Source organism: Pseudidiomarina salilacus (genome assembly GCF_047323925.1).
In the GTDB taxonomy this organism is placed as follows: Bacteria; Pseudomonadota; Gammaproteobacteria; order Enterobacterales; family Alteromonadaceae; genus Pseudidiomarina; species Pseudidiomarina salilacus.
On record NZ_CP178752.1, the window covers coordinates 301,801 to 314,104 of the forward strand.

Below are 12,304 nucleotides of genomic sequence, written 5' to 3' on the forward strand. Positions count from 1 at the left end.
ATGTACCAAGTGATCGCGCCGCAAACTGAACAGCAATGGCGAACTTATTACGATTTGCGCTATCGGGTGCTGCGCGAGCCGTTTCAACGCCCGCGTGGTTCTGAGCAGGACGAGTACGACCAAGTTGGTCTCCATCGTATGGTCGTGAACGATGCCGGCAGCGCAGTAGCAGTCGGCCGCTTACACTTTAACAGCCCCGACGAAGGGCAAATTCGGTTCATGGCTTCAGCACCTGAACATCGTGGTGAAGGCCACGGCGTAGCCATCGTCTATGCCCTTGAACAGCTCGCCCGACAAGAGGGCGCGTCACATATCGTGATTAATTCGCGCGATAACACCCTTGGTTTTTACCAAAAATGCGGCTACGAAGTGGTTGAAGAGGCTGATACGGTGACGCATCCCGGTGCTGAACATCAACTGCGCAAAACCTTGACCGAATACAACCGGATTATTTATCGGCCAACATGGTGTCAGGAACTGCAAGCCACCTGGCATGAAGAGATCCCGATCTCGGAAACCATGGGCATTCGCATCACCCAATACACCGGGCGCAGTTTCGAAACCTGCGCCCAATTGTCGCGCAACATTAATGTGCATGGCACCATGTTTGCTGGCAGTATTTATTCACTCGCGACCTTGACGTGCTGGGGGCTGCTGCATTTACAATTGCGCGAGCGCGAGTTACCCGGTGCAGTGGTGTTAGCCGATGGCAATATTCACTACCATAAGCCGATTAGCCGAGAACCTCGTGCGGTGGCCAAAGTCGTCGATATGAACGGTGATTTATCGAGTCTACAGAACGGTCAAAACGCACGAGTGAATTTAAAATCACAAGTCTTTGATGGCGACAAGCCAGTCGCCGAATTCACTGGACAGTTTGTGGTGCTTGCGCCTAAATAAGTGCAATACGCACACCATAAGAACGTAAAAAAGGACGTAAACATGAGTGACTCTCTAACCGCCCAGCAGTTGTTACGCATCCGTAGTAAACTTGAGACTGTGGTTGCCGAGCAACCTGACACGCGCGCAGCAACAACGGCACAAGCGGCGTTGCAACGCATGCGCAGTGGTGAATATGGCTATTGCATTGAGTGTGGCGACGAAATTTCTGCGGCGCGGTTAGCAGCCAAACCAGAGGTCGAAATCTGCGTTGACTGCCAAGCCTTAAAAGACGAAGAAGAGGACGCTTAAGCGTCCTCTAACCGAGCTCCTACCTGCACCAAAGCGGCAAGTTTGCCGCTCATCACTAACGCTGCTGTGGCGCTAATATCCGGCGCGAAATAGCGATCTTGATCGTAAAAACTCACCCGCTCACGCAACAGCGCATGGGCTTGTTCGACCGCTGCTGACCCTCGCAATGGCCGCCGAAAATCAATCCCTTGTGCCGCTTCCAGTAACTCAATCGCGACGATATCACGAATGTTTTCGGCAATATCCGTCAACCGACGGGCGGCAAAGGTTGCCATCGACACATGATCTTCTTGGTTTGCCGACGTCGGTAAACTATCGACCGAGGCTGGATGTGCTAAGGTTTTATTCTCCGACGCCAATGCAGCAGCGGTCACTTGCGCCAGCATAAAGCCAGAATTCACGCCACCATCGTTGACCAAAAACGGCGGTAAATTGCTCAAGTGATGGTCAATCAACAGCGCACTACGGCGCTCAGACAAAGCGCCGATTTCGCTTGCTGCGATGGCTAAAATATCCGCTGCCATAGCGACTGGTTCGGCATGGAAATTACCCCCGGAAATAATGTCGCCGTTGTCGGGGAAGACCAACGGATTATCGGTCACCCCATTGGCTTCGCGCACCAGAATCTCGCTCGCGTGTTGCAGTTGGTCGAACACCGCCCCCATCACCTGTGGCTGACAACGCAGCGAGTACGGGTCTTGCACCTTCTCACAGTCTTCATGCGCCGCGGCAATTTCAGAACTGTCACCGAGTAACTGACGGAAGCTCACTGCCACCGCGATTTGTCCGGGTTGTCCGCGAACCTCGTGAATGCGTGCGTCAAACGGGGCGCGCGAACCCATCGCTGCCTCCACCGACATAGCACCAGCGACCAGTGCACTGCCGAACACCTGTTCAATTTGGAACAGGCCATGCAACGCCAACGCAGTGGATGCTTGGGTACCGTTCAGCAAGGCTAAACCTTCTTTTGGCGCTAGCGCCAATGGTTCCAAACCTAGCTGGGCAAGACCCTGCCGCGCCGGCAAAATCTGTCCTTGATAACTTACTTCGCCTTCACCGATCAGCGGCAGCACCAAGTGCGCCAAGGGTGCAAGGTCACCCGACGCGCCCACAGAACCTTTACTGGGCACACAAGGATACATCTCGGCATTTAATAATTGCTGTAACAGCTCGATGACTTGCAAACGAATGCCCGAAAAGCCACGACTGAGGGAGTTAATCTTCAGTAATAGCATCAGGCGCACCACTCGGTCGTCCATCAGCGCGCCAGTACCGGCGGCATGTGACAACACGATGCGACGTTGCAAATCTTCCAGCTTTTCCGGTGGAATGCGGGTATTTGCCAACAAGCCGAAGCCGGTGTTAATGCCATAAACAACTTTGCCTTTGCGCAGCACTTCAGCGACGGTGGCGGCAGAGCTGTCAATTGCTTGCTTGGCATCGTCATGCAGCCGCAACTGCTGCGGTTGCTGCCACCATTTGCGCAAATCGCTGAGCGTCAAACTACCTGGCTGTAAGGTCAAGGTGCTCATGCTTTGTCCTCCACCATAGGTAAATCGAGGCCTTGTTCACGGGCACAGTCGATGGCGATGTCGTAACCCGCGTCGGCATGGCGCATGACGCCGGTTCCTGGGTCATTCCATAGCACGCGACCAATACGGGCAGCTGCCGCGTCAGTACCATCGGCGACAATCACGACACCGGCATGCTGTGAATAACCCATGCCAACACCGCCGCCATGATGCAGACTTACCCAAGTGGCACCGCCTGCGGTATTCAAGAGCGCGTTCAATAACGGCCAGTCAGAAACCGCGTCGGAGCCGTCAAGCATGCTTTCGGTTTCACGGTTCGGGCTGGCCACCGAGCCGGAGTCGAGGTGGTCACGACCGATGACAATAGGTGCTGACAATTCACCGCTTTGCACCATCTCGTTGAAGGCTTTGGCGATGCGCGCACGGTCTTTTAAGCCGATCCAGCAAATGCGCGCCGGCAAGCCTTGGAAGCTAATCCGTTCACGCGCCATGTCGAGCCAGTTGTGCAGATGTGGGTCATCAGGGATCAGCTCTTTCACCTTGGCGTCGGTTTTGTAGATATCTTCAGGGTCACCGGACAGTGCTACCCAGCGGAATGGCCCGATGCCTTGGCAAAACAATGGACGAATATAGGCTGGTACGAAACCAGGGAAATCGAAGGCATGGTCGACGCCGACGTCTTTTGCCATTTGCCGAATATTATTGCCGTAATCGAGCGTAGCCGCACCGCGCTCTTGCAGCGTCAGCATGGCGCGAACTTGCACTGCCATAGCCTGTTTGGCGGCAGCAACCGTACCTGTTGGATCAGCTTCTTGCTGCTGCTTATATTGCTCTAAGGTCCAGCCTTGCGGCACATAACCGTGCAATGGATCGTGCGCTGACGTTTGGTCGGTGACAACGTCTGGTGTGATGTTGCGTTGGACCAATTCGGCATAGACATCGGCGGCATTGCCAAGCAGACCCACTGAAATAGCGCGACCGCCTTGCTTCGCTTGCTCGAGTAATTGCAGTGCTTCATCGAGCGAGGTCGCTTTATGATCGACGTAACGCGTGCGCAAACGGAAGTCGATGCGTGATTCGTCGACTTCAACCGCAAGCATGCTATAGCCGGCCATGGTCGCTGCAAGCGGCTGCGCACCGCCCATGCCACCTAAGCCACCGGTGAGGATCCAACGGCCACTGGTATCGCCATTAAAGTGCTGTTTCGCGACCGCGACAAAGGTCTCATAAGTGCCCTGCACAATGCCTTGCGAACCGATGTAAATCCACGAGCCTGCAGTCATTTGTCCGTACATCATCAAGCCCTGCTTATCGAGCTCGTTGAAATGTTCCCAGTTGGCCCATTGCGGTACTAAATTCGAGTTGGCAATTAGCACCCGTGGGGCATCTTCATGGGTTGGGAACACGCCGACTGGCTTACCGGATTGAATCAGCAAGGTTTCGGTTGGCTTCAAGCGCTCAAGCACTTCTACAATTTTATCGAAGCTTTCCCAGCTGCGCGCCGCGCGGCCAATACCACCGTACACCACCAGTGCTTGTGGGTGTTCGGCAACTTCAGCGTCAAGATTATTCATCAACATGCGCTTGGCGGCTTCGACCTGCCAATTGCAGGTGGTGAGCTCACTACCGCGTGGGGCGCGAATCGAACGACTTGGATCGAGTCGAGTAAAACTCATGATAGATTCCTTCTATGAAAATTGCAGATGCCCACCCAGGCTAAAACGCGAGCCAGGATGGGTCAGAATTGCGTAAGTCACCACACCGCCAGCACTCCAGGTGCGCCGCTGAATGCGTAAGCAGGGTTCTGGGCGACTGAGCTGTAGCCATTGACAGAGTTGATGCGATGGCATTACGGCTTCAATTTGATGGCTGGCTTCGGTAAGCGGTTGTACTTCGCACAGGTATTCGTGCGGCGTCATTTGGTCGTAGTGCTGTTGCAAATAATCAGGCACTAAATCAGGATTCACGTAGCGCTCTTCGACCTGCACCGGCAAATCGTTTTCGAAATGGCTAATCACCGAGTGATACACCATATCGCCGGGCTGCTTGTTGAGCATTTCCGCGACGTGATCGTCGGCATGTTCACGGCGCAGCACATGTACCTTGGCATGATAATCATGCTCGCGACCACGGATCTCATCGGCGATGTTACGAATCGCCATAAATGAGGTTTGCGATTTGATTGGTGCCACCACCGTACCCGAGCCCTTGGTGCGCAATACCAGACCCTCGTCCGCCAGCTCTTGCAGCGCGCGGCGCGCGGTCATGCGACTCACCTTGAACTGCAGCGCGAGGGCATTTTCCGAGCTGACCGGGTGATGCTCTGGCCATTCACCGGTGGCGATTTTGTCGTAAATATGCTTTTTAATTGCGGAATATTTGGCCATGCGAAGTGCCTTCCTGTAATGATAACCAGCGCTTGCAAGCAGGTGTCGCCAGCGCAATCATGTGCTAAAGTGTAGGCAAATCTAATTGTATATACAAGATGGTAGGGGGAGAAATTTGTATGGCACCGCAATCGCAACGTTTACATCACTGTCGTGCTGCTACCATGCACGCAGACAGCGGTTATGGTTTGCTCGAAGATGCCGTGATTGACCTACAGGACGGTTGCATCAGCTTTGTCGGTGAGCGCGCCGATGCGCCGCCCCCAGCTGCTGGAACTGAACTCGTCGACTGTGAGGGCGGCTTAGTCACCCCAGGCCTGATTGATTGCCACACGCATTTGGTGTGGGCCGGTTCACGCGCGGATGAGTTTGCCCAGCGCTTGCATGGTGCGAGTTATGCTGACATTGCCGCGCAAGGTGGCGGGATTGCTGCGACCGTCCGCGCCACCCGTGCAGCCAGCCTAGCAGAACTGGTAGCGGTGAGCCGCACGCGGCTTGAGGCGCTATTGCGTGAGGGCGTGACCACCATCGAAATCAAATCAGGTTACGGGTTGTCACTTGAGCATGAGCGCAAACAGTTGCAAGCCGCGCGACAGTTAGCCACCGACTATCCAGTTAGCATCGCAACAACGTTGTTAGCGGCACATGCATTGCCACCCGAATATCGTGACCGTGGTGACGACTACATTGACCTAATTGTCAGCGAAATCTTACCCACGCTTGCTGCTGAAGGGTTGGTCGATGCGGTGGATGCTTTTTGCGAATCAGTTGGTTTTAGCCCGGCGCAAACAGAACGGGTATTCGTGGCCGCTCGCGCACTCGATCTTCCGGTCAAGCTGCATGCGGAACAATTGACCAATCAGCATGGCAGCGAACTGGCTGCACGCTATCAAGCGTTGTCCTGTGACCACCTCGAACAATTGGATGAAGCCGGCGTTAAAGCAATGGCGGCCAGCGGCACCGTTGCGGTTATGCTTCCCGGCGCCTTCTACTTTTTGCGCGACACGCAGGTGCCACCACTGGAACTGCTGCGGCAGTATCAAGTACCCATCGCCTTAGCGACCGATGCTAACCCTGGCACTTCACCGATTCTGAGTTTACAACTGATGCTACAAATGGGTGCGACCTTGTTTCGCATGACCCCTGAGGAATGTTTACGCGGAGTCACCGTGAACGCTGCCAAAGCGCTGGGCCACTCGGATAGAGGTTTGCTAAAAGAAGGCTTACGTGCAGATATCTGCTGCTGGAACGTCAGCGACCCAGCCGAGCTGAGCTATCAGTTCGGTACGGATCGTTTAGTGAGTTGTTGGTATCAGGGGGTGCGTCGTTGAGCGCCAGCAAGGTAAGCGAGTACTAACTCACTCAGTAATTGGGCGCAGGCCATATCGCCGGCTTCGCGCCCTGCAGGGTGCAAACTTGGGGCTGCTTCGGCAAGGTGTAAATAGCGTACATTCGCGAGCGCGGCCAAGGTGGCCACATAAGCAAAACCCTGTGCAATTGTCAGCCCGTTGAAATTAATGGCACTGGCGGGCACGCCTTGCAACGCGTCAACATCGACTTCAATTCCTAGTGGCCGCTGCCAAGCCTGAGCTTGCGCGGCACAAGCAGTCAAAATCTGTTGACTGTCGTGCAAGTAAAATTCATGCACGCTGTGATAGGTGAAGCCGGCGGCCGCTAATTGCTTGAGACTTTCGGCATTGTTCTTGCCAGGGTGCAAGCCGACCACATGATAGTTCGCTAAGTAGCCTTCGGTGTGGGCATAACTAAAGCCATTGCCACTGTGACGTCCTTCACGGGCACGAAAATCAGCGTGTGGATCAAGATTCATTGCCGCTACTGGCTGCGCAGCCGCTTCACTGAGGCTACGCAACAGCGGGTACGCGTTATTATGCCCACCGCCAATCAGTATCACTTGCCAACCCTTGTTAAACAGCGGCGCTAGCACTTGCATGACGCGTTGGTCGAGTTGTGCGCAGAGTTCGCGGAGCTGGTTCAGTTGCGAAGCATCGTTGGTGCGCAGTGCCGCGGCCTGTTGTTGCAGATCACTACACTCAACTTGTCCCACCAGCAATAATTCATGACTGGCAATCGCCGCTGAGGCTTGCAGATTGCATAGGCCCCGCAGTGCTGCAGACCAAGCAGTTTCTGTACCGCCACGACCTAAATTAGCTCGCGGGCCAATGCTTTCAGGAACACCAAGCAGCGCAATACGCGCGCCTTGTTGCCAAGCATCAGCGAGTTCAGTTTCGTAGGTCTGGAGGGAATCTACCGCAGGCAATGCGGCAAGGGTTTGTCCGAGGCGGACTTCACCGGCCCGTGGCGTACACCACGCAGCCGGATCACAAGCCGTTAGGTACATCGGTTATTCGATGTCGAGCGGTTCAGGTGACAAGATCACGCCGGTCGTGTCGGCGTACAAATGATCTTCAGGTAAGAAGGTTACGCCGGCAAAATTAACCGCGACGTCAACTTCACCGGTGCCTTCGGCTGGGGCGCCGACCGGAATCGATGCCACTGCCATGATACCGAGATCGAGCTCATCTAAAGCATCGACGTCGCGCACCGCACCATAGCAAACGATACCTTCCCAATCGTTATCGAGTGCCAGTTCGGCCACTGCAACATCTATCAGTGCACGTCGATTCGAGCCGCCACCATCAATCAGTAATACTTTACCGGTACCCGGTTGTTGTACCACTTCTTCGATGACGCCTTTGTCTTCAAAGCACTTCACTGTCACTAGTTGACCGCCGAACGATACCCGACCACCGTAGTGAATGAACATTGGTTCAAGCACATCGACCATGTCTGGGTACAGATCGCAAAGCTCCGAAGTATTGTATTCCATCGCCGTTCCCCTGCTGGTTGCTTTAACTCACATGAGTTGTTGCTTCGCCAACAGTATAGCCCTTTATCGGCTAAGGCAAAAGCGCGGTAAGTGCTTAGCCGCTATAAAATAAAGCGGCTCAGATCTTCGTCTTGCGCAAGCTTGCCAAGATGGTCGTCAACATAGCTTGCATCAATGCGAATGGTGTCACCCTGCAAGTCACTCGCGCGGAACGAAACATCTTCCATCAGCCGCTCCAAAACCGTGTGCAAGCGACGCGCACCAATGTTTTCAGTGGTCTCGTTGACGTGGAACGCCGTTTCCGCAATGCGCTGAATGCCGTCCTCGGTAAATTCAACATTGACCCCTTCGGTTGCCATCAAGGCAATGTACTGGGTGGTCAGCGACGCATTTGGCTCGGTTAGAATCCGCACGAAGTCACCGCTGGTCAGCGCATCAAGTTCTACGCGAATCGGTAGACGCCCCTGTAGCTCAGGGATCAGGTCCGACGGCTTCGACATCTGGAAAGCACCTGAAGCAATAAACAGAATATGGTCAGTTTTCACCATGCCGTGCTTGGTCGATACGGTAGTACCCTCGACCAACGGCAAGAGATCGCGCTGGACCCCTTCGCGTGACACGTCCGGACCGCTGACGTCGCCGCGCTTACAAATCTTGTCGACTTCGTCCAAAAACACGATGCCGTTCTGCTCCACCGAATGAAGGGCTTGTTCCTTCACTTCTTCTGGGTTGAGCATTTTCGCCGCTTCTTCTTCGACCAACTGCTTGAACGCATCTTTGATCTTCAGCTTACGTGGCTTGCTTTTCTCTTTGCCCAGGTTTTGGAACATGCTTTGCAATTGCGAAGTCATTTCCTCCATGCCTGGCGGGGCCATGATTTCGACGCCCATACCCGGCATCGCAATATCGATTTCGATCTCTTTATCGTCGAGCTGACCTTCACGTAATTTCTTGCGGAACACTTGGCGCGTACCACTTTGTTCAGGCTTGGTTTGCTCTTCGTCAGCCCAGCCCTTCGCTGGCGGCAATAGGGCATCCAAAATACGTTCCTCAGCCGCTTCTTCAGCGCGAAAACGCACTTTTTGCATCATCTGCTCACGTGTTTGCTTAACCGCAGTGTCGGTCAGATCGCGGATGATCGACTCAATTTCCTTACCAACATAGCCAACTTCGGTGAATTTTGTCGCTTCAACTTTAATAAAAGGAGCGTTCGCCAATTTCGCCAAACGGCGCGCGATTTCGGTTTTACCTACGCCGGTTGGACCTATCATCAAGATATTCTTTGGCGTCACTTCTTGCCGCAGGTCATCACCTAATTGCATACGGCGCCAGCGATTACGCAAGGCGACCGCAACGGCTTTCTTGGCATTGTCTTGGCCAATAATATGACGGTTCAATTCATCAACGATTTCGCGGGGGGTCATATCAGACATTTACTACTGACTCCTGTTCTTCAATGGTCACGAAACCATTGGTATAAATACAAATATCGCCGGCAATACCGAGTGCTTTTTCGACGATGTCACGCGCGCCCAGATCGGTATTCTCAAGCAATGCACGGGCTGCGGCTTGCGCATAAGGCCCGCCAGAACCAATCGCGATCAGGTCGTTTTCTGGCTGAATCACGTCGCCGTTCCCCGAAATAATCAGCGAGGTGTGTTTGTCGGCCACCGCCAGCAAGGCTTCGAGTCGGCGCAATGCACGGTCGGTGCGCCAGTCTTTGGCAAGCTCAACGGCTGCGCGCATCAAGTTGCCTTGATGTTGCTCGAGTTTGCGCTCAAAACGTTCGAAAAGGGTAAAAGCATCGGCAGTACCGCCAGCAAAACCAGCGATCACTTGGTCATTGTAGAGGCGGCGTACCTTACGCACATTGCCTTTCATAACGGTGTTGCCAAGCGTGGCTTGACCATCGCCGCCGATGACAACTTTGTCACCGCGACGGACTGAAACGATAGTAGTCACACATACATCCTCTTGTTGCTATGCAACCGTTATGAGGACGAAATCTGCGAATTCAATGGTAGCGAAGGTTAAAGATTCCAGTTCCAGATCTGGCAACCGTAAATTCTTGCCCGTTGTAACTTGTGCCGATCGATCTCAGCAGCACGCTTGGTCTCGTAAGGACCGAGTACGACTCGGTACCAAGTGCCACCGTTCGATGGGTAGATTTGACTTTCCAGCCCTTGCAGCGCGATCGCCGCTCGCAGCCGTTCAGCATCCGCTTGACTGCGAAACGAGCCGCATTGCATGAGCTTCGGTGGCCCCAGCTCGCGCTCAGGCACATCGACTTCAACCTCAAGGTTTTCTAGCTCTTCGATGTACTGCCAGCGCTCTTCTGGCTTTTCCGGCATCGGCTCTGCAGTTACCGCCGGTTGGGTACCAGTGGGGGCGGCAGGCACCTGCAACGGTACTTGCTCGGCCGCATCATTGTCAGTTGAAATAGCACGCAAGCCAAACACCATGGCCAGCACCAGCACAATCGCCAACACCACCATCGCCCAGGGTACTTGACGCTGTGGAGCTTGGTTCTTCTTGCCGCTAACTTTGCCTTTCGGTTTGCGTTGCGGCGGGCGTTTGCGATTGGCGTAATCCATGCTTACATCTTGTCCAGTGTTTGAATACCTAGTAATTGCAGACCTTGTTGTAAGGTTTTCGCAGTTAATGCGGCTAACTTCAAGCGACTTTGCTGCACTTCTGCTTGCTCCGCCTGCAAAATTGGGCAGGCTTCGTAGAAGCTGGAAAACGCTCCCGCCAGCTCAAACAAGTAGCCGCACAAGAAATGCGGCATGGCTTTGTTGGCCACGCTGTGCACCACTTCGTTGAAGCGCACCAACACGTTCGCCAAGGCTTGTTCACGTTCGTCTTCGATAATGAAGCCACCGGTAATTGCGGTTGGCGCCACGCCCGCTTTAGCGAACACACTCATGACTCGAGTATACGCATACAACAGATAGGGGGCGGTGTTACCTTCAAAGCTGAGCATGGTGTCCCAGTCGAAAATGTAATCGCTAGTCCGATTTTTCGATAAATCAGCGTATTTAACCGAGCTAATGCCGACAACTTTGGCGATCTCGGCTTGTTCGGCCGGGCTTAAGCTTGGGTTTTTGTCTTGCACTAAGGCTAAAGCACGCGCCTCTGCTTGATCGAGCAAGTCCGCTAACTTGGTCACGCCACCATCGCGGCTTTTATACGGGCGGCCGTCTTTACCCATTACGGTACCGAAACCGTAGTGGTCCATTTGTAGGTCGGCACGAGCGAACCCGGCCTTGCGTGCTAAGGTGAAAATTTGTTGAAAGTGTAGACCTTGGCGTTGGTCCACAAAATACATCAGGTGGTCACCACCCAATTGGTTTTGGCGATAACGCACCGCTGCCAAATCGGTGGTTGCATACAGGTAACCGCCGCCTGACTTTTGCACGATAACCGGTAAGGCTTCGCCGTCTTTGTTTTTGAATTCGTCTAAGAACACACATTGTGCGCCTTGGTCTTCCACCAACAAACCTTGTGCTCGCAGGTCGGCAACCACTTGCGCCAGATCATCGTTGTAGGCGCTTTCCGCCATCACGTCAGCGCGGGTCAGTTGCACCCCTAAGCGGTCATAGACTTCTTGACAATGACTCAACGACACATCAATAAACTGCTGCCACAGCGCACGGCATTTGGCATCACCTGACTGTAATGCCACCACCAGCTCACGCGCACGGTTGGCAAACTCGGGGCTTTCATCGAAACGTTTTTTGGCTGCTTTGTAGAAGGTTTCAAGGTTACTGAGTTCCATCTCCAGCTCTGAACCTTCGAGCTCTTCCATGTGCGCCAGCAACATTCCAAACTGGGTGCCCCAGTCACCGACATGGTTTTGGCGAATGACGGTGTGGCCGAGAAACTCTTCAATGCGGGCAACTGCATCACCAATAATCGCTGAACGTAGGTGACCCACGTGCATTTCTTTGGCGAGGTTTGGCGATGAATAGTCAATGACAATGCGTTTTGCTTGTTCGGCTGGCGCTACGCCAACCTTGGCATCTTGATAGGCATGCTCAAGTTGCTGCAATAGTTGTTGTTGACTCACGACAAAGTTAATAAACCCAGGCCCGGCAATGGTGGTTTCGGCCACTAAATTATTGCTCGGCAATGCGGCAATCAGCGCTTCGGCCAAGGCTCGTGGGTTCATACCCGCTGGTTTGGCAAGCATCAGCGCTAAGTTGGTGGCAAAGTCGCCATGACTCTTGTCGCGTGGGCGGTCTAACTGAATCCGTGGGGCAAGCTCAGCGGGTAAGCTGCCTTGTTGTTTCAGGGTGGCCACCGCGGCCGCTAACAATTGTTCCAACTGCTCTTTCATGCCTTTA

Annotated in this window: 12 protein-coding genes; 3 read left to right on the forward strand and 9 right to left on the reverse strand. The window is 53.9% G+C overall.

The window, feature by feature from the left end:
- Complete coding sequence (locus ACJ8W9_RS10950; RefSeq protein WP_411361083.1) at positions 1-900, forward strand: YiiD C-terminal domain-containing protein; 900 nt, start codon at positions 1-3, stop codon at positions 898-900.
- Between the two features lie 42 nt (positions 901-942).
- Positions 943-1,191, forward strand: coding sequence for a TraR/DksA family transcriptional regulator (locus ACJ8W9_RS10955; protein WP_411361084.1), 249 nt, complete (start codon positions 943-945; stop codon positions 1,189-1,191).
- On the opposite strand, the gene hutH is transcribed toward ACJ8W9_RS10955, so the two are convergent.
- From hutH to hutC, 3 genes are read right to left on the reverse strand one after another with little or no spacing between them, the layout of a single operon-like run.
- Positions 1,188-2,723, reverse strand: coding sequence for a histidine ammonia-lyase (gene hutH, locus ACJ8W9_RS10960; protein WP_411361085.1), 1,536 nt, complete (start codon positions 2,721-2,723; stop codon positions 1,188-1,190). The genes ACJ8W9_RS10955 and hutH overlap by 4 nt on opposite strands.
- On the reverse strand, positions 2,720-4,399 hold the full coding sequence (gene hutU / locus ACJ8W9_RS10965) for a urocanate hydratase (RefSeq protein WP_411361086.1): 1,680 nt from the start codon (positions 4,397-4,399) through the stop codon (positions 2,720-2,722). The genes hutH and hutU overlap by 4 nt, the downstream gene beginning before the upstream one ends.
- A 12-nt stretch (positions 4,400-4,411) precedes the next feature.
- The gene (hutC, locus tag ACJ8W9_RS10970; protein ID WP_411361087.1) at positions 4,412-5,110 is read right to left on the reverse strand and encodes a histidine utilization repressor; all 699 of its coding nucleotides are present in this window, start codon (positions 5,108-5,110) and stop codon (positions 4,412-4,414) included.
- Positions 5,111-5,229: 119 nt separating this feature from the next.
- Here hutC and hutI point away from each other — a divergent pair, with 119 nt between their 5' ends.
- Positions 5,230-6,441 carry an imidazolonepropionase gene (gene hutI / locus ACJ8W9_RS10975; RefSeq protein ID WP_411361088.1) on the forward strand — a complete coding sequence of 404 codons (1,212 nt, stop codon included), beginning with the start codon at positions 5,230-5,232 and terminating at the stop codon, positions 6,439-6,441.
- Here the strand turns inward: hutI and ACJ8W9_RS10980 are convergent.
- The 6 genes from ACJ8W9_RS10980 to argS form a co-directional block, all read right to left on the reverse strand.
- A complete protein-coding gene (locus ACJ8W9_RS10980; RefSeq protein WP_411359397.1) occupies positions 6,423-7,469 on the reverse strand; it encodes a formimidoylglutamase in 1,047 nt (348 codons plus the stop codon). The two genes, hutI and ACJ8W9_RS10980, sit on opposite strands and share 19 nt — an antisense overlap.
- Before the next feature lie 3 nt (positions 7,470-7,472).
- Entirely contained in the window at positions 7,473-7,958 is a 486-nt protein-coding gene (gene rraA, locus ACJ8W9_RS10985; protein ID WP_411359396.1) for a ribonuclease E activity regulator RraA, read from the reverse strand.
- Between the two features lie 101 nt (positions 7,959-8,059).
- Positions 8,060-9,391: an HslU--HslV peptidase ATPase subunit gene (hslU, locus tag ACJ8W9_RS10990; protein WP_411359395.1), complete on the reverse strand. Its 1,332-nt coding sequence runs from the start codon at positions 9,389-9,391 to the stop codon at positions 8,060-8,062.
- Positions 9,384-9,920, reverse strand: coding sequence for an ATP-dependent protease subunit HslV (gene hslV, locus ACJ8W9_RS10995; protein WP_411359394.1), 537 nt, complete (start codon positions 9,918-9,920; stop codon positions 9,384-9,386). Before hslV ends, hslU begins: the two co-directional genes overlap by 8 nt.
- 68 nt (positions 9,921-9,988) lie before the next feature.
- Positions 9,989-10,552, reverse strand: coding sequence for an SPOR domain-containing protein (locus ACJ8W9_RS11000; protein ID WP_411359393.1), 564 nt, complete (start codon positions 10,550-10,552; stop codon positions 9,989-9,991).
- Between the two features lie 2 nt (positions 10,553-10,554).
- A complete protein-coding gene (argS, locus tag ACJ8W9_RS11005; protein WP_411361089.1) occupies positions 10,555-12,297 on the reverse strand; it encodes an arginine--tRNA ligase in 1,743 nt (580 codons plus the stop codon).
- Between the last annotated feature and the right edge of the window lie 7 nt (positions 12,298-12,304).

Bases quoted from the DNA above. Each gene is read 5' to 3' on its own strand.
- ACJ8W9_RS10950 (WP_411361083.1), top strand. From the start codon at position 1: ATGTACCAAGTGATCGCGCCGCAAACTGAACAGCAATGGCGAACTTAT.
- ACJ8W9_RS10955 (WP_411361084.1), top strand. From the start codon at position 943: ATGAGTGACTCTCTAACCGCCCAGCAGTTGTTACGCATCCGTAGTAAA.
- hutH (WP_411361085.1), bottom strand. From the start codon at position 2,723: ATGAGCACCTTGACCTTACAGCCAGGTAGTTTGACGCTCAGCGATTTG.
- hutU (WP_411361086.1), bottom strand. From the start codon at position 4,399: ATGAGTTTTACTCGACTCGATCCAAGTCGTTCGATTCGCGCCCCACGC.
- hutC (WP_411361087.1), bottom strand. From the start codon at position 5,110: ATGGCCAAATATTCCGCAATTAAAAAGCATATTTACGACAAAATCGCC.
- hutI (WP_411361088.1), top strand. From the start codon at position 5,230: ATGGCACCGCAATCGCAACGTTTACATCACTGTCGTGCTGCTACCATG.
- ACJ8W9_RS10980 (WP_411359397.1), bottom strand. From the start codon at position 7,469: ATGTACCTAACGGCTTGTGATCCGGCTGCGTGGTGTACGCCACGGGCC.
- rraA (WP_411359396.1), bottom strand. From the start codon at position 7,958: ATGGAATACAATACTTCGGAGCTTTGCGATCTGTACCCAGACATGGTC.
- hslU (WP_411359395.1), bottom strand. From the start codon at position 9,391: ATGTCTGATATGACCCCCCGCGAAATCGTTGATGAATTGAACCGTCAT.
- ACJ8W9_RS11000 (WP_411359393.1), bottom strand. From the start codon at position 10,552: ATGGATTACGCCAATCGCAAACGCCCGCCGCAACGCAAACCGAAAGGC.
- argS (WP_411361089.1), bottom strand. From the start codon at position 12,297: ATGAAAGAGCAGTTGGAACAATTGTTAGCGGCCGCGGTGGCCACCCTG.